The organism is Winogradskyella vidalii (assembly GCF_013403955.1).
Classification (GTDB): Bacteria; Bacteroidota; Bacteroidia; order Flavobacteriales; family Flavobacteriaceae; genus Winogradskyella; species Winogradskyella vidalii.
The window spans coordinates 42,520-59,959 of record NZ_JABFDG010000003.1 but is presented as its reverse complement, the minus strand read 5'-3'; the positions used below and the strand labels follow the sequence as shown (position 1 = coordinate 59,959).

The following is a 17,440-nucleotide window of genomic DNA, read 5'->3' as shown; positions in this document are numbered from 1 at the left end:
TTTTAAAATCTAGCAGGTCTACGGAACCAAAAACAACACCTACAAAGTCAGACGTTGAATCTAATTCAACACGTGCCTAGTAGACCTAAAAAACAAATACAAGATACTGAACAAGTTCAGCATAAAATAACTAAACAAAAGCCGTCCGGAAGGCAAAAATCCTAGAACAAAACCGCTAAAATGTTTAACTAAGCTTGCCATAGTGGCAAGCTAAAAACTAAAAATTATGAAAAATTTAAAACAGATTTTAGCGATTGTAATGGTAGTAAGCACAGCCTTCGCTACAGCACAACAAAATGCTTATGTAGCAGCAGAAAGCGGCTTATCACTTAGAGATCAGCCCGACGTCAATGGAAAAATGATTAGCAAATTAGCCTATGGTCAAGCCATTGATGTACTAGAAACAACAGACCAAAAACTCGTGGTCCTCGATGGCGGTAAAAAAGTGAGTGGCGAATGGGTAAAAGTAGAAACTCGAAATCATATTGGCTATGTCTTTAATGGCTATCTCTCTTCAACAAAAATCAATAAAACGATTCGATTAGATTTAGACAAACTGAATGTGGAAATCAAAAATTTAGCCACAAGTGACAATAAAAGGCTACACCACTTAATACAGCTAGATTCAGCAAAAATTAATGTCGGTTTAGGCGCATCACCAGAGCGTAAGCAAATTGTTTTGATTGATAGCGATTATAAACATGTAAGTATTTTTCAACGTTATGAAAATAGTATTTCATTTATGAGTGTAGACAAACAGTGTGACGCTAACGATTGGAAACATTTTGATTCCGAATGGAAACCTTTAAAGCAAGTAACATCTAATACATTTGAAACTTTAGCTTATACCGAAAAAGACTGGAAAACCTTTATTGACACCTCTGTAGAAGCCTTAAAAGCAGAGGTCATTGACCAATGTGGTGCCGAATGGCTAAATTACTTTAAAACCATAAAAAATGTCAAGGACCGGCCCGTTGGTGTTGCTACAAATCGTGTGTTTTTAAAACTTATATTGACTGATTTTGAAGATAATATTAGTGAAAAAGTCATAGAATTTAATATGCATAAAGGTTGTTAAATATAATTTACACCCCTAAAATCCCCTCAAGCGAACATTCCACCTAAATTTTTTAAGATTGTTACTATAAGGACTTTAGGGGTTTAATAAAAAAGAACGCTTATACTGAGCAAAAAAAAGTTATTGGAATTAAGATTTTTGAAATTAATAAACCACATAAAACGCCATAAGATAAAATCGGTAATTGTCGCCGTTCTCCTTGTGGCCTATTATTTTTGTTTGCCTCAAGAATTATTCAAAGACCCTACAACAACAGTAATCACCAGCAAATCTAACGATTTATTAGGCGCATTAATTGCCAAGGATGGCCAATGGCGATTTCCTGTAAACGATAGTATTCCTGATAAATTTAAAACCTGTATTCTTCAATTTGAAGATGAATATTTTTATAAACATCCCGGCTTTAATCCGGTTTCCATAGTTAAAGCTTTAAAAAGTAATTTAAGCTCTGGAGAAGTTAAACGTGGTGGAAGCACCTTAACCCAACAAGTCATTCGGTTATCTCGAAAAGGCCAATCACGCACCTATTTAGAAAAACTAAAAGAACTAATTCTTGCCACGCGTTTAGAGCTGAGACTTTCTAAAGATGACATTCTAAATCTATACGCTAGCCATGCTCCATTTGGAGGCAATGTTGTTGGCATTGATGCCGCTTCTTGGCGTTATTTTAATCGTCATGCTTCTGACCTATCTTGGGCAGAAAGTGCCACCTTAGCTGTACTACCAAACGCTCCTAGTTTAATTTATCCCGGAAAAAATCAGAAACAATTATTAAAAAAACGCAATCGATTATTAACTAAACTACTAAATAATGGCACGATTGATACGTTAACGCACCAATTAGCAATTTCGGAGGATTTACCACAAAAGCCCTACCCCTTGCCTCAACTCGCACCACATCTACTTCAGAAAATTGCCAAAACATCGCGAGGAAAACGTGTAAAAACAACATTAAATACATCTCTTCAACAGCAAACTAATAACATTGTAAAACAACATTACGACCTGTTAAAACAAAATGAAATTCACAACCTTTCAGTATTAGTTTTAGATGTAAAAACGAGAGAAGTATTAGCATACGTTGGAAATTCCCCAACCGATAACACGCACCAAAATAGTGTAGATATTATAGATAAACCCAGAAGTACAGGTAGTATTTTAAAACCTTTTTTATATGCAGCTATGCTCGATGCTGGTGATTTACTCCCAAATGCACTAGTTACAGATGTACCTACACAGTTTGGAAGCTACCAACCAGAGAATTACGACCAAAATTACGATGGTGCAGTACCTGCTAACGAAGCATTATCGCGCTCATTAAATGTACCTGCAGTACGAATGCTTCAAGAATTTGGTTTAGACCGTTTTTACCATTACCTCAAAGCACTTCAACTTAAAGATTTAAAATACAATGCAAACCACTACGGCTTATCATTAGTCCTTGGAGGTGCCGAAAGTAACCTTTGGGATTTATGCAAAAGTTATGCCGGTATGGCTTCAACTTTAAACCATTTTAATGCCAACTCTAGTCAATATTTCACCCATGAATTTACATCACCTATTTTCAATGCAAGTGAATCTGTTGACTTTGGAAAGCTTAGTAAAGAAAAGATGGTTTTTGATGCGGCTTCGATTTACCTCACGTTTGAAAGCATGAAACAAGTTAACCGGCCCGAAAGTGATGAAAGCTGGCAATTTTATGATTCTTCACAAGACATTGCATGGAAAACAGGAACTAGTTTTGGGTTTAGAGATGCATGGGCCATTGGTACCACCAAAGATTATGTGGTTGGTGTTTGGGTTGGTAATGCTGATGGTGAAGGCCGACCTGGTTTAGTTGGTGTACAAACAGCTGCACCTATTTTATTTGAGATCTTTGATTTACTACCAAAAAGCGATTGGTTTGCAAAACCCTATGACGAAATGCTAGAAGTCAGCATTTGTAAAAAAAGTGGTTTTCGTGCTTCCTCTATTTGCGATGCTACTGAAATGCGTTTTATACAAGCTAGTGGTCAAAAAACGAGACCCTGTCCTTTTCATCGGTTAGTACATTTAGATGCAGCAGGACAATATCAAGTTAATTCGTCTTGTGAAAGCGTTTCAAATATTATTAATAAATCTTGGTTTGTTTTACCTCCCTTGCAAGCCTATTATTACAAAACTAAAAATCCATTTTATAAGGCCTTACCACCTTACAGAATGGATTGTGCAGAATCTTCTGGAGTTTCTATGGAATTTATTTACCCCAACCAAGAAAGCACTATTTATTTACCCAAAGGTTTTGATGGTAAAACCAATGAATTAATTTTAAAAGTAGCACATTCTAAACCTGAATTAGAGTTGCATTGGTACATTGACAATCATTATATAGGAAGCACAAAAGACATCCATGACATGGCTATTTTACCCAGTTCGGGTGAACATATGATAACGGTAACAGATGCGCTTGGAAATGAGCTAAAACATAAAATTACGATTTCGGAGTAATTACATTCAAGCGTAAATCCTTATGTTTGCATAAATAAATCAACTTATTTGTTATGGAAATTGTTCAGTTTATACATTCAAAATGGGCTTATTTAGTACTACTAGTATTAGTCCTAGCTACATTAAATGCACTTATTAAGTTTTTTGGCGATAAAGAATTTGATGCTAAAGATTTTAGAATTTCGCTTTTCGCCTTAATTACAATGCATATTCAGTTATTAATTGGTATTGTATTATTTTTTATGAAAGATTATTTCTCAGTCATAGAACAAGTTGGTGGTATGGGAGAAGTGATGAAAAATTCAGGTCTAAGAAATCTTATTATAGAGCATCCACTTACCATGATTATTGCCGTAGCCCTAGTTACAATTGGATATTCAAAACACAAAAAGAAATTAACTTCTAAACCAAAATTTAAACTACTCGCTATTTTTTATACACTAGCCTTAGTTTTAGTTTTAGCTAAAATTCCTTGGGGGCTTTGGTTTGCTTCTTAAAATAATGACCATTAATAAGAAAAGCGTCTAAACTCATAAGTTCTAGACGCTTTTTTTATCTCTATTATTAAGAGCTAATGTTGTTATTCTGTTACCTCTCTAATAAGGTATATATAAACCGGGAAGTGATCACTAAATCCATCTGAAAATCCACCATCAGCAAAACTTCTGTAAGGATAACCTTTATAACGTCCTCGCTTATTTGTTAAATAAGACTTATTAAAGATTCCTGCTTTATAAAAACGAAATGATGAATAGTCTTTTTCTAAAAATGGTTGTGTGAATAATATTTGGTCAAATAAACTCCAAGAGTCTCTATAAGCATTAGACCCTAAACCTTGCTTAAAAAATTCTTCCATTGGATTGTAAATGCCTTTAAAACCAACTTTATTTTCTTTACGCTCAGCTTTTAAAATCTCTTTTACACTTTCATTTGTTGGGTTATCATTTAAATCGCCCATGGTAATTATTTTAGCATAAGGATCATTAGACTGTAAAGAATCAATAATTCGCTTATTAAGTTTTGCAGCACCTACTCTTTTAGAACGGCTTCTGGCCTCTCCACCACTTCGTGATGGCCAGTGATTAACAATTACATGAATTAAATCACCTTCTAACTCACCGCTAACTAACAATTGATCTCTGGTAAATACACGATCACGGCTTAAATCGTCATAAATAAATAATTCATGAGAACTAGAGTCTAAAACTTTAAAAAGGGCTTTCTGATAAAGTAGTGCAACATCAATACCACGCTTATCTGGTGAATCGTAATGAACAATACCATAATCTTTATCTAACAATTGTGGGTCATTAATTAAATCGACGAGGACTTGTCTATTTTCAACTTCTGAAACACCTATCACTGCAGGTGAATTTTTTGTGTCTTGAGAACCAATATCAGCAACCACTTTTGCCATATTTTTTATTTTTTTCTCATAAACCTCAGCTCTATTAGCAGCACTCATTTCCATGATCGGACTAGCCTCATCATATTTAACAGGGTCATTAATAGAATCAAATAAGTTTTCTAAGTTGTAGAAAGCAACGGTATGTATTTTATATTTTTTTTTCTCCTGCGCATTAACATTTATGATTGCGAAAAAGAAAGTTAAAATTAAAAGGCATTTAAAACTTTTCATTTAGTAGTATATTAAATTAACATTAACAAGATTACAAATCTCAGGCCAAAAGTAGATATTTATTATAAATAATGTAAATTTGCTCGCCTTAAATAACCTTTATTTAATGCTCAGACGCTATTAACTTTAAAATTAGGCATGAAAAAAAATTTACTTATTTTATTATTTGGAGTTTTTTCTTCCTTAACAATGCTGGCTCAAAACACCATTGTTAAAGGTAGTGTAAAAGACGCTGCATCTTCGGAACCAATTCCTGATGTAACTATTACAATCGAAGAAACACAACAATCAACTTTAACCAATGGGTTAGGAGAATTTACATTTTCTAACAACGTTCCCTTAGGAGAACAGGTTTTAAAAATCTCTAAACCTGGTTACGAGACAAAACGTTATCCTATTATCGTCAATGAAGGCCAAACCGTAGATATTACGGACATGACTTTAGATATTGATGTCACAGATGTACAGGATATGTTTACAATTACACTTTCTGATGATGAGTTAAATGATGACACAAGTGGTGCAGATAACATCTCTGGACTTCTTTCTTCATCAATGGATGTGTTTCAAAGAACTGCAGCTTTTGAATTTAGTTCTTCATTCTTTAAGCTAAGAGGTTTAGATTCAGAAAATGGTTCTGTATTAATGAACGGGATTGAAATGAATAAGCTTTACAACGGGAGACCACAGTGGAGTAATTGGGGCGGATTAAATGATATGATGCGTAACCAAGTGTTAACTACTGGGCTTACACCTTCAGACTACAATTTTGGTGGTGTTTTAGGTTCATCTAATATTATTACAAGAGCTTCTTCTTATAGAAAAGGAGGACGTATTACGTATTCTTCTTCTAATAGAAGTTATACTAATCGTGTAATGGCAAGTTATGCTTCTGGCTTATTAGATGATGGTTGGTCTTTTGCTTTTATGTTAGGAAGACGCTGGGGAGAAGAAGGCTATCAAGATGCTAGTTTATACGACTCTAATTCATTTTTTGCTTCAATAGAAAAGAAAATCAACGATAAACATAGTATTAACTTTACTTCGATTTACACACCTAACCGAAGAGGAAAATCTTCACCAAATACACAAGAGGTTTATGACCTTAAAGGAATTAGGTATAATGAATATTGGGGTGAATTAGATGGTGAGCAACGTAACTCTCGTATTAAAGAAGTAGAAGAACCTATTTTTATGTTAAACCATTACTGGGATATTTCATCTAAGACAAGATTAAATACTAATGTAGGTTACCAGTTTGGTAAATTAGGAAACAGTAGATTAGATTACTCTGGAGGTGGAAACCCAAGTCCTGCATATTACCAAGATTTACCTAGTTATGCTTTATCAGATACTGATGGACCAGATTATGCTGGCGCTTATTTAGCTGAACAAGAATTTATAAATGATGGTCAAATAGATTGGAATCGTATTTTAGATGCCAACCTTACTAACAACATCGGTGATATTAGTTCGGCTTATGCTCTGTATGAAGATCGTGTAGATGACACACAATTAACCGTTAATTCTATATTTACATCTGAGATTAATGATAACATCATTATTAATGGTGGCGTTAACTACAAAAACCTAAAATCAGAAAACTTTGGTGAAGTTATTGATTTATTAGGGTCTAATGTTGGTTTATTAAACGTCGATTCTTTTGATGGTTTTGAATATGACAACAGAAATCCAGATCGTCTAGTAGGCGAAGGTGACAAATACAGATACAACTATAACTTATATGCTGAGGTGGCTTCTGCTTATGCACAGGCGCAGTTTAAGTATAATAAGTTTGATTTCTATTTGTCTGGTAATATTACAAACACTACATACCAAAGAGAAGGGTTATGGGAGCATGGTAGATTTGATGGTACTATTTCTGGTGCGCCGACTTCTTATGGTAAAGGAGACGAACTTACATTTACTGGTGTAGGCGCTAAAGCTGGCTTTACTTATAAAATTTCTGGTAAACACTTAATTGACCTCAATGGAGGTTACATAACAAGAGCTCCTAATTTACGTAATACATTCTCTAACTCTAGAGAAAATCATTCTGTAGTTAATAATATTAGTGAAGAAATCGTAACATCTTTTGATGCGAGTTATATTTTTAGATCACCGATTGTTAATGCTAAAATCACAGGATTTTACACCAAAATAGAAGATGCCAATGAAGTTGGGTTTTACTATGCTGATGGTATTAGTGGTGGAAATGATATTGAAGACAACGACACCTCTGCGTTTGTACAAGAAGTTCTACAAGGTATCGATAAAAAACACTTAGGTGTAGAAATAGGTATCGAAGCTCAAGTAACACCAACCATTAAGTTAAAAGGTGCCGCTTCAATTGGTCAATATACTTATGATAATAATCCTAATTTATATTTAACCTCAGCTAGTTTCTTTGGAAATGATGGCTCAAATGGTTCTTTAGATTTTGGACAAGCTAATTTAAAAGATTACAAACTTGCAGGAGGCCCACAAAGAGCATCATCTATTGGTTTTGAATATAGAGACCCTAACTTCTGGTGGTTTGGTGCAACAGCTAACTTCTTTTCTAATGCTTACATTGACGTAAATGCATTAACTAGAACAGAAAATTTCTACTTAGATTCTGACGGACTTCCTTTAAATGATTATGATGAAGAATTAGCGACAGAATTATTAAAACAAGAAAAGATTAGTGACTATATGGTTGTCAACCTAGTTGGTGGTAAGTCTTGGAAAGTAGGTGATTATTATATTGGCTTATTTGCAAGTGTTGGTAACATCTTAGACGAAATCTATAAAACAGGTGGTTTTGAACAAGGTAGAAATGCTAATTACACTCAGCTAAGAGATGACCATGCTAATGGAACACCAAAATTTGGTTCAAAATACTGGTACGGACGTGGCGCCAATTATTTTGTTAACTTGAACGTTAGATTCTAAAAAAAAAAAATTAATAAAAATATTACAATTATGGAATGTATAAATTTCATAAATTCAATAATTATAAACAAAAAAGTTATGAATAAAGCACTTAAATCTTTAAAATTAATGCTAGTCTTAATAGCTTCTGTTGCTATTACGTCTTGTGTTCAAGATGACGACTACACAATTCCTAACAGTTTAGGAGATGAAGAAAATGAAAATTTACAAGAACTCCTTGCTAAACTAGAGTCAGATGATTCTGATTTAACGGAAATCTCTATTTCTGATTTAAAAGCACTTTACGAAACTTACGAAGATGGTCAGACTGGTTTTGACTATGACCATTTTATACAGTTATCAGATAGCTTATTAGTAAAAGGATACGTATCATCTTCTGATGCAACAGGAAACTTTTACAAAGAGTTTTACATGCAAGACGCCCCAGAAAATCCAACTGCTGCTATCGGAGTAATGTTAAACCAAGTAGATTCTTATAACCAATTTAATAAAGGTCGTGAAGTTTATATTCTTCTTTCAGGTAATTACGTTGGTTATAATGCTAACGAAGTAATTTCTATTGGAGGAAAAACAGATGAAGATGAAGTAGGACAATTTACAGAAGTTCAAGTTAGTGATTATATTTTTAGATCTGCAACTACAGAAACTATAGTGCCTTTAGAACTTAGTCTTTCTCAAATTAATGCAAGTCACGTAGGTATGTTTGTAACTTCAAACAATGTTCAGTTTCCAGAAACTTTAGAAAATATGACTTACGGTGATCCAACAGAGGATTTTGATACCTTAAGAACACTTCAAGCTTGTGAAGGATTTGGTTATTCAACATTCTATTTAGAAACTAGTTCTTTTGCTAACTTTTACAACACACCTTTACCACCAAATGATAATGGAGGAAGTATTTCTGCTGTTGTCTTAAAATCTTATGGTGGTGATGATTTAGTATTTTTACTAAATAATTTAAATGACGTTCAATTTGATTCTAGTCGTTGTACCCTAGATGATATTAATGATTTTGATGTTGTTTTTGATGAAGGTTTTGATAGCGGTTTAGGTGCTTGGGAAGTTACCAACACACTTGGCAATAATGAATGGTATGCTAGTAGCTATCAAGGTGAAGGCTATGTAAGAGGCTCTGCTTATGATGATGATAATGATGACATTTTCGAAATGATTAGTTGGTTAATATCTCCTTCAATAGATTTTGATGCTAATGATAACGAGCGTCTTATATTACAAATTGCAGATGCTTTTAGTAATGGACAGCCATTAAAAGCTTATTATTCTAATGATTTCGTTTCAGGAACCAATCCTGATGATGCTACATGGACAGAAATAGGAGCTGCAGAAATTGCTGCTTTACCAGAAAACACAGGTTTCTTTAACAACGTTTATGATGCTACAGGTTTAATTGATATTTCAATGATTTCAGGTAATGCTGTTTTAGCTTTTGTATATGATAGTGATGACGCTTCAATTTCTACGACTATAGATTTAAGCAATGTGCAGATTTTAGCACAATAGAGATTTTTCTCTTAAAATATATTATAAGGCTGCCTGTAAGGGCAGTCTTTTTTTGTATCGTTATTATAGGTTTAAAATTAACCTTATTTACTTATAAGCGTAACTAAATAACTTTTACAAATCACTCTTATTTATACTAAATCACTATATTTAAAACCGCTATTAAAAAAGCTTTATTTTTTATGTTAGACAATATTTACATTACTTTATTCAACCATTATAAAAAAGCCTTTGGTAGAAAAAGCATCAACATAGCTTTACTCTATATTAGTGTGCTTGAAATTTCTATTGTATTTGTATTGGCTGCCTTCTTTATGGCATTTGCTAAACAGATGAAAATGCAAATGATGTCTTCTACCAAGTTTTGGGTTTTATTTACATTAGTAGCACTCTTTATAGTCTCTAAAAACTGGATGCGTTACAATGGCAAAAAAAGAACCATTTTAAATGCTAAATCTAAGCCAAATGAGACGTCTATATATTTACTATGGCTTATCCCTATAGGTTGCTTTGCAATGGCGTTTATTCTATTACAAGTTGTTTAGTATTAAAGAATAAATTTAATCATGCAAGAGGTTTTCTTAATGTTTTAGATAAGTCTGTTATAAAAAAAGCGCCATCCTTGAGGATAGCGCTTTTATCATTTACAATTTTATCTGAATTTACTCAGCTTTCTTTTCTGCTTTACTAAAGTCATCCACTTGATGCATATCTTTTACTTTATAAATCTCTGCCACCTTAGTTACAGTCGCTTCTAAAGATTCTGGTGTTACTTTAGCTTCATCATATTCTACCATTGCCATACGTGAATCAAAATCAACTTTTGCCGATTTTACACCTTCCATTTTAGCCATTTTCTTTTCAATCGTTTTAGCACAACCCATAGCACAGGTCATTCCATCGATACCAAATTCAACTTTTGCATAAGTTGCATTTGGATCTAGTGTCTTAGAAACATCAGTACTTTCTGCAACTTCCATACCTACAGTTTTAACTTCAGGTTGAGTTTCATTTTTACAAGCCGTAAAAGCCAAAACCATAATGGCCACGATGCTTAATGTTTTTAATGTATTCATATAACTATTATTATTTTTGAAATTGGGTTAAATCTAAGAAATATTGCCGTTTCTAACGAGATAATTAACGAATTTTGTGATACTTTCTTAAACTCTTTGTAAGAATACACTTGGTAAACAGCAAATTTCTCTTTTAGGACTTAAATCCTTACAATTTAGCGCATAAAAAAACCGAAGCTTTCACTTCGGTTTTTAATTATTTGGTATGTCTTAGAGGTGATTAGTTAAAATCAGCTTCTGTAACACCTTCGTTAATTTTTGCTTCTAAAATATTAAAAGTAATAACTTGTCCCATTTGTGAACCTTCTCTAATCGCTGGGAATTTTAATCCATCAAAATCTTTATAATCCTTTAAAAAAGTTTCTTGACTTTGGGTTTGGCCTTGCATAGAAGTTGTTTGTACTTCTTTTACTTTTAAACCTGTTTCTACATCATAGAAATAAGCTAAAGACACCACTTCACCAGGCACCTGCACTTTATAAGCATCTTTACCATCTACTTGTTCAATACCAGTGATTTTTACCGTATCTGAATTTAAAAGATTAAGTTCTGTAAATAAGCCTGCCATTGATTTAAAATCATTTGCCATATTTTCAGGAAGCGGATTTTTATTCATCGTTGTTGCTTCTTGAGTTGTTACAGTTGACATCATTGGGTTACCATTCATTAAAATAGTATTAGCAAGTTTACCTGCCATTCGTTTTTCTTCGCTAACAATAGTAGACCCCATTGCAGTTGCCTCATATTTTAAATAAAGAGAGTTTACAGTATCAATCTTTTCTTTTCCACCAACAGCTTCAAGATATTTATTTAATACTGATGTTACAGTTACCCCTTCTGGTAGTTTAACTTCAAATTCTGGTTTTTCAGCAGGATTTGCAAACTTATCAAAGTACATAATTGGGATTCCTGTTTTCTCAAGGTTATCTAAAACTTCAGCACCATTTCCTACAACAATAATTCTAAGGTTATCAGCCATGAAATACTTATTAGCAATCCTTGTGATATCTTCTACAGAAACATCATTTATTTTCTGTAAATAAGTGGTGTAAAAATCTTCTGGTAAATCATTTAATTCAATGTTTAAAGCATAGTTAGCAATCGTTTGTGGACGCTCTAAAGCCATCACAAAGTTACCAACGTATTTTGCCTTAGCATCTTTTAAAAGTTGCTCATCTACTGGCTCAGTTCTAATTCTTTTAATTTCGTTTAAAACTTCAACTACAGCACTATCAGTTACTGCATTTCTAACTTTAGCTGTTGCATTAAAACGAGAAGCTCCATATCTATTTGCTCCTAATCTAGAATACGCACCATAAGTATAACCATGTTCTTCTCTAAGGTTTTTAAATAAATAACCTTCACCGCCACCACCTAAGATGTTGTTGGTAATTAAAGCTGCATGATAATCTTCATCATTCATCTTTAATTCTACATTGTTAGTAATTGAAAGATTAGATTGAGTTGCATCTGGCACATCTACAAAATTAATTTGTGTGTACTGTACATTTGATTTTGGTTTAATTACTGTTGAATTTACATCAACAGACTTTGTCCAAGGGCTAAAATATTTTTTAACTTGTTTTTTTACATCTTTAACCTTTACATCGCCAATAACCACTAAATAGGCATTATTGGGATTAAAGTATTTTTCATAAAATGCAAGTGCATCTCCAAAAGAGACATTGTTGATCGTTTCTTCAGTTACAAACTCGCCGTAAGGGTGCTTTGTTCCATAAGATAAGGCAGAACCTACACGACCTGCAATGGCATCAGCATTTTTCTCATCAGCTTTTAAACCTTCAATAAGTTTGGTTTTCTCTTTGTCAAACTCTTCTTCAGTTAATAATGGGTTGATTGCAGCATCTGCCATTAATTCTAATATTCGTTCTGAATATTTGGTTAATGAACTTGCAAAACCACCACTAAATCCAAAATTTAGGTTAGCGCCTAAAAAATCTACCTCTTCGTTAAATTCATCTTTAGAGATTGAAGTAGTTCCATTACCCATCATACTACCGATTAAGCTTTCTACACCAGCTTTTTTTCCTGTAGCAATAGGATTATTGTCTATTCGTAATGAATACGATACTCGTGGTAATTTATGGTTTTCTACTACAAGAACTTTTAATCCATTCTTTAAAGTAAACTCTTCTGGTTTCTCTATTGAAATTTCAGGTTCTGGACCAGCTACTGGTGGCTGAGATCGATCTATCTGTGCGTTGGCACCTATGGTAATTATAAATAATGCGAAAAACGCTACTATTTTGGTGTTCATATTAAATACTTTTTTCATGTTTTTATACCTCTTATTTTTCATCTTGTGTTGGTAAATATTCAATTTCCACACGTTGATTAGGACTTAAATATTTTTTAGCTGCTGCTTGGATTTCTTCTCGTGTAATAGACCTATAAGTCTCCAACTGATTATTAATGATATTTACATCACCATATAATAAGTAATAAGTTGCTAAAGAACTCGCTATACCTGCAACACTAGAATTAGAGCTTACAAACTGACTTTCAAATTGATTTAAAAGTTTTTGATAATCGCGTTCAGAAATTAAATCATCTTGGATTTTTACAATTTCTTCATCAATTTCAGCTAATAAAGTTTCTAAACTTACATCGCCTAATGGCAATGCAAATAATGCAAAAATATTATGATCAACTTGACCAATATTAACCGCTTGAACGGTTAGTGCTTGCTTCTTCTCATCGATAAGCTTTTTATAAAGTACCGAACTTTTACCACCACTTAAATAACTAGAAATCATATCTAAGACATAAGCATCTCTTGTTGCCTGACCAGGTAAACGGTATGCTGCAATAATCGCTGGTATCTGAATGTTTTTATCGTAAGTTGTTGCCTTAATTGTTTCTGTTATTGGTGTTTCTTTTGGAAAATCGCGTACAACTTCTGGTCCTTTTTTAACAGCGCTAAAATAATCTTCAACTAGTTCTTTTGTTTTATCGTAATCAATATCACCCGCTATAACTAATACCGCATTGTTTGGTACATAATACTTATCAAAATACGCATTAAATTCTTCTAAAGTAGCCGCATCTAAATGCTCTAACTTCCCAATGTTTTCATCTTTATAAGGGTGAACTTTAAAAAGGTTTTCACCAATCGTTTTTAGAAGCCCTCCATAAGGTCTGTTATCATAGCTCTGACGCTTTTCTTCTTTTACAACTTCGTTCTGCGTATCAACACCAACTTGATCAATAACCGGGTGTAACATACGCTCAGACTCTAACCATAATCCTAATTCTAATTTATTAGATGGAAAAATCTCGTAATAATACGTTCTATCTTGTGATGTATTAGCATTAAAAGTTCCACCGTTAGCAGGTATGATCTTCATAAACTCACCACGACCAATATTTTCAGAACCTTCAAATAATAAATGCTCAAAAAAGTGTGCAAATCCTGTACGCTCTCTGTCACCATCTTTCCCTCCTACATCATACATTACAGAAGTAATAACAACAGGTGCTGTATTATCTTGATGCATGATAACGTGCAGGCCGTTGTCTAAGTCAAATTCTTTAAATTCAACCTCTTGTGCTATTGCCTGTTGGCCAATACATAACAAAGAAGCTAAAGCCAGTAAATAGTTTTTCATTGTAATTTTGTTTTTAAATAAATGATTGTTTAAGTGTTAGTCTGTACTAGATGTAATTTGTTACAAAGAGCCTCACAAAAATAAGGAATGATTTGTTTTTTTAACATAATTAAATGTGAAAACTTGGTAATCAGCAAGTCGCTATTTTTTGGCAGTATCACTTTCACTTTTAAAATTTTAATGAAAAAGGATCTGAAAACCCCGAAAACGTTTGTACATTAAGAAATTAGGAGTATATTTGCATCCGCTTTCTGAGAAGAAAGCATTTTAATTAACAAACAAATTAATAAAAACGTTACGCTATGTACGCAATTGTAGAGATAGCAGGGCAGCAATTTAAAGTTGCAAAAGACCAAAAAGTTTTTGTTAACCGTTTATCTACTGAAGAAGGTGCAAATGTTGATTTTGACAATGTACTTTTAATAGGAGATGGTGACAAAACTACTTTAGGCGCCCCAGCTATAGACGGAGCACAGGTTAGTGCAAAAGTCTTAAAGCACCTTAAAGGTGACAAAGTAATTGTCTTTAAAAAGAAAAGACGTAAAGGTTACCGTGTAAAAAACGGACACAGACAATCTTTAACTGAAATCGTAATTGAAGGTATTACTACTTCTGGAGCAAAAAAAGCTGCACCGAAGAAAGCAACTAAAAAAGCAGAACCAAAAGCGGCTCCTAAAAAAGCAACTGGTAAAGCTGACGATTTAAAGAAAATTGAAGGTGCAGGACCAAAAGCTGCTGAAGCATTGGTTAATGCTGGATTAGACACTTTTGCTAAAGTTGCAGATGCTAAACCTGAAGAATTGAGTAACATCCTTTCTGAAGCTAGTTCAAGATTATCACACATCGTTACTGAAACTTGGCCAAAACAAGCTAAATTAGCTGCAGATGGTAAGTGGGACGAATTAAAAGAATTACAAGACAGATTAGACGGTGGAATTGAAAAGTAATTTTCAGTTGCATTATTTATTAACAATATAAAACCTTAGATCATGGCTCATAAAAAAGGAGTTGGTAGTTCGAAGAATGGTAGAGAATCAGAATCAAAACGTTTAGGCGTTAAGATTTTTGGTGGACAAGCTGCTATTGCTGGAAACATTATCATAAGACAACGTGGAAACACGCACCATCCTGGTGAAAATGTATATCAAGGAAAAGATCACACTTTACACGCTAAAGTTGACGGTCTAGTAAAATTTACTAAGAAAAAAGACAACAAGTCTTATGTTTCTATTGAGCCTTTTGAGGCTTAAGAACAATTTCTTACTAAAAAATTAAAAGCATCTAATTATTATATTTAGATGCTTTTTTTGTTTCATAACATAAGCATCACAAAACATTGCCCTTTAATTAATATACGTTACGTTATTTTATAAGTTTATTATAACTACTATCGTTTTGACTAAATTAAAGTTCTTTTTTCTTATCATCTGTGCTAATAGTATAATAGCTTATGCTCAAACTACAACCAATAGTATTGATGACGTAGATGCAAAATTACTATTGCTAAAACAGCAATTAAAAAATGCTAAAGATTCTCAAGACGCCGCTGTAATAGCAAATACATATGTAAAACTAGGCGATTTCTTCACTCAACTTGGACTGTACAGTGAAGCAATTAAAAACTACCAATCTTTTAAAGATAACCATAAGGCCAAAGACACTTCATTTGTACATGTAGAAAACATCTTAGCCCATATACATCTAGATTTAAGAAAATTTAATGATGCTAAAAAACACGCTCAAAATAGCCTTCAAATTTCAGAAGCGTTTCATTACCAAAAAGGTGTAGCAGACGTGCATGCTATACTTGGTAGTATTGCAGAAAAACAAATGCAATATGAAAAAGCTTTAAAACATCAGAAAAAAAGCCTGTTAACTTATCAGTTATTAAATGATAGCACAGGACTCGCTATAACTAATGAAAACATAGGAAGCATCTATGAAGATTTAGAACAGTTTAATCTAGCTTACGAACATTTTAAAAAAGCGCTAAAATTTGCTAAAAATAGTACGTCTGATGTGCGCATAAACATACTTAATAATTTAGGTGATGTTAATAGTAAAACTGGGAATTTTGAAAAAGGGATTCAATACACCAATCGAGCTTTAGAACTAGCGCAAGTAACCGGTAATGCTTCACAAATAGAAAGTGCCTATAAAGACCTTTCTAGAACCTACGCCGATATGGGAAATTTTGAGCAAGCCTATAAATATCTCAACCATCAAAGTGTTGTTAATGAACAAGAACTAAAACGAAAAAATATAGAAGTGGTTAGCACCTTAGAGGTACTCTACGCTTTAAAAGAGAAAGAAGCAGAATTACGCTTGTTAAACAAACAAAATCAGATTGCAGAAGCTACGCAGTACATCATTTTAATTTGTACAGGGTCAATCATTTTAGCTTTAATATTAGGCTTTATCTATTGGAAAAAGCGAAAAAAACATGAGCGACATATATTAGAATACCAACAACAATTACTTCAAGTTAATTTAGATAAAAAAACAGTAGAAGAAGCCACATTAAAACGAGAAATTGAGATTAAAGTAGCCGCACTCACAAACTATAGCTTAAATATAGCGCATAAAAACAAAATGCTTTCTGATGTATCAAAAACGCTTATAAATCTAAAAGACAGAAATATAGCTTTAATAAAATCTAAATTAAAAGCCCTGGTACAGGAAATAGATGACGACTTATCTAATCATAACGAATGGACAGAACTCATGGGTTATTTCTGCCAAATCCATCCACATTACTTTCAAAAATTAAAAACTAAGGCTTCAGAACAATTATCAGCTTCAGAAATACGTCTTACAATGTTGTTGAGGCTAAATCTAACCTCAAAAGAAATCGCAAACGTTCTACATATCACTCCAGATAGTGTAAGAATTGCACGCTATAGACTTCGTAAAAAATTACCACTAGATTCTAAAGATGACCTTCAAGACTTTTTACTAAATCTATAACCTATATATCTTGAATCTTTTTACAATGTTAACTGAATGTAAATGTTGCTATCTTATATAGCTATTTTACTGCGATTGTTACGTTTTCATAACACATACTTTAGCTCTA

At 33.1% G+C, this 17,440-nt stretch carries 13 protein-coding genes; 9 read left to right on the top strand and 4 right to left on the bottom strand.

The genetic code is table 11. The annotated features are described in order from the left end of the window. Positions 1-226 precede the first annotated feature (226 nt). The 3 genes from HM982_RS09200 (at position 227) to HM982_RS09190 (ending at position 4,062) form a co-directional block, all read left to right on the top strand. Positions 227-1,078, top strand: coding sequence for an SH3 domain-containing protein (locus HM982_RS09200; RefSeq protein ID WP_179352868.1), 852 nt, complete (start codon positions 227-229; stop codon positions 1,076-1,078). A 138-nt stretch (positions 1,079-1,216) separates the two neighbouring features. Beyond that, on the top strand, positions 1,217-3,565 hold the full coding sequence (gene pbpC, locus HM982_RS09195) for a penicillin-binding protein 1C (protein WP_179352867.1): 2,349 nt from the start codon (positions 1,217-1,219) through the stop codon (positions 3,563-3,565). 53 nt (positions 3,566-3,618) lie between these two features. Continuing rightward, positions 3,619-4,062, top strand: coding sequence for a hypothetical protein (locus HM982_RS09190; RefSeq protein ID WP_179352866.1), 444 nt, complete (start codon positions 3,619-3,621; stop codon positions 4,060-4,062). Between the two features lie 83 nt (positions 4,063-4,145). Here HM982_RS09190 and HM982_RS09185 read toward each other — a convergent pair whose 3' ends face one another. After that, positions 4,146-5,204 carry an endonuclease/exonuclease/phosphatase family protein gene (locus HM982_RS09185; protein ID WP_179352865.1) on the bottom strand — a complete coding sequence of 353 codons (1,059 nt, stop codon included), beginning with the start codon at positions 5,202-5,204 and terminating at the stop codon, positions 4,146-4,148. 138 nt (positions 5,205-5,342) lie between these two features. On the opposite strand from HM982_RS09185, the gene HM982_RS09180 reads away from it, so the two are divergent. The 3 genes from HM982_RS09180 (at position 5,343) to HM982_RS09170 (ending at position 10,204) form a co-directional block, all read left to right on the top strand. Further along, on the top strand, positions 5,343-8,138 hold the full coding sequence (locus tag HM982_RS09180; protein WP_179352864.1) for a TonB-dependent receptor: 2,796 nt from the start codon (positions 5,343-5,345) through the stop codon (positions 8,136-8,138). A gap of 78 nt (positions 8,139-8,216) precedes the next feature. Then, complete coding sequence (locus HM982_RS09175; RefSeq protein ID WP_179352863.1) at positions 8,217-9,659, top strand: DUF5689 domain-containing protein; 1,443 nt, start codon at positions 8,217-8,219, stop codon at positions 9,657-9,659. Between the two features lie 182 nt (positions 9,660-9,841). Further along, the gene (locus HM982_RS09170) at positions 9,842-10,204 is read left to right on the top strand and encodes a hypothetical protein (RefSeq protein WP_179352862.1); all 363 of its coding nucleotides are present in this window, start codon (positions 9,842-9,844) and stop codon (positions 10,202-10,204) included. A gap of 117 nt (positions 10,205-10,321) precedes the next feature. Here HM982_RS09170 and HM982_RS09165 read toward each other — a convergent pair whose 3' ends face one another. The 3 genes from HM982_RS09165 to HM982_RS09155 all read right to left on the bottom strand — a co-directional run bounded on the left by HM982_RS09165 (position 10,322) and on the right by HM982_RS09155 (position 14,364). Beyond that, positions 10,322-10,735 carry a cation transporter gene (locus tag HM982_RS09165; protein WP_179352861.1) on the bottom strand — a complete coding sequence of 138 codons (414 nt, stop codon included), beginning with the start codon at positions 10,733-10,735 and terminating at the stop codon, positions 10,322-10,324. A gap of 220 nt (positions 10,736-10,955) precedes the next feature. Then, complete coding sequence (locus tag HM982_RS09160) at positions 10,956-13,031, bottom strand: M16 family metallopeptidase (protein WP_246296687.1); 2,076 nt, start codon at positions 13,029-13,031, stop codon at positions 10,956-10,958. A gap of 13 nt (positions 13,032-13,044) precedes the next feature. After that, positions 13,045-14,364, bottom strand: coding sequence for a M16 family metallopeptidase (locus tag HM982_RS09155; RefSeq protein WP_179352860.1), 1,320 nt, complete (start codon positions 14,362-14,364; stop codon positions 13,045-13,047). Positions 14,365-14,666: 302 nt separating this feature from the next. On the opposite strand from HM982_RS09155, the gene rplU reads away from it, so the two are divergent. The 3 genes from rplU to HM982_RS09140 all read left to right on the top strand — a co-directional run bounded on the left by rplU (position 14,667) and on the right by HM982_RS09140 (position 17,331). Beyond that, entirely contained in the window at positions 14,667-15,311 is a 645-nt protein-coding gene (gene rplU, locus HM982_RS09150) for a 50S ribosomal protein L21 (RefSeq protein ID WP_179352859.1), read from the top strand. A gap of 42 nt (positions 15,312-15,353) precedes the next feature. Then, a complete protein-coding gene (gene rpmA, locus HM982_RS09145; protein WP_013869859.1) occupies positions 15,354-15,614 on the top strand; it encodes a 50S ribosomal protein L27 in 261 nt (86 codons plus the stop codon). 145 nt (positions 15,615-15,759) lie between these two features. Beyond that, positions 15,760-17,331 carry a tetratricopeptide repeat protein gene (locus tag HM982_RS09140; RefSeq protein ID WP_179352858.1) on the top strand — a complete coding sequence of 524 codons (1,572 nt, stop codon included), beginning with the start codon at positions 15,760-15,762 and terminating at the stop codon, positions 17,329-17,331. Positions 17,332-17,440 lie beyond the last annotated feature (109 nt).

Excerpts from the sequence above, each read along its gene's own strand:
- HM982_RS09200 (WP_179352868.1), top strand. The coding sequence starts at position 227 with ATGAAAAATTTAAAACAGATTTTAGCGATTGTAATGGTAGTAAGCACA.
- HM982_RS09190 (WP_179352866.1), top strand. The coding sequence starts at position 3,619 with ATGGAAATTGTTCAGTTTATACATTCAAAATGGGCTTATTTAGTACTA.
- HM982_RS09185 (WP_179352865.1), bottom strand. The coding sequence starts at position 5,204 with ATGAAAAGTTTTAAATGCCTTTTAATTTTAACTTTCTTTTTCGCAATC.
- HM982_RS09180 (WP_179352864.1), top strand. The coding sequence starts at position 5,343 with ATGAAAAAAAATTTACTTATTTTATTATTTGGAGTTTTTTCTTCCTTA.
- HM982_RS09175 (WP_179352863.1), top strand. The coding sequence starts at position 8,217 with ATGAATAAAGCACTTAAATCTTTAAAATTAATGCTAGTCTTAATAGCT.
- HM982_RS09170 (WP_179352862.1), top strand. The coding sequence starts at position 9,842 with ATGTTAGACAATATTTACATTACTTTATTCAACCATTATAAAAAAGCC.
- HM982_RS09165 (WP_179352861.1), bottom strand. The coding sequence starts at position 10,735 with ATGAATACATTAAAAACATTAAGCATCGTGGCCATTATGGTTTTGGCT.
- HM982_RS09160 (WP_246296687.1), bottom strand. The coding sequence starts at position 13,031 with ATGAAAAAAGTATTTAATATGAACACCAAAATAGTAGCGTTTTTCGCA.
- HM982_RS09155 (WP_179352860.1), bottom strand. The coding sequence starts at position 14,364 with ATGAAAAACTATTTACTGGCTTTAGCTTCTTTGTTATGTATTGGCCAA.
- rplU (WP_179352859.1), top strand. The coding sequence starts at position 14,667 with ATGTACGCAATTGTAGAGATAGCAGGGCAGCAATTTAAAGTTGCAAAA.
- rpmA (WP_013869859.1), top strand. The coding sequence starts at position 15,354 with ATGGCTCATAAAAAAGGAGTTGGTAGTTCGAAGAATGGTAGAGAATCA.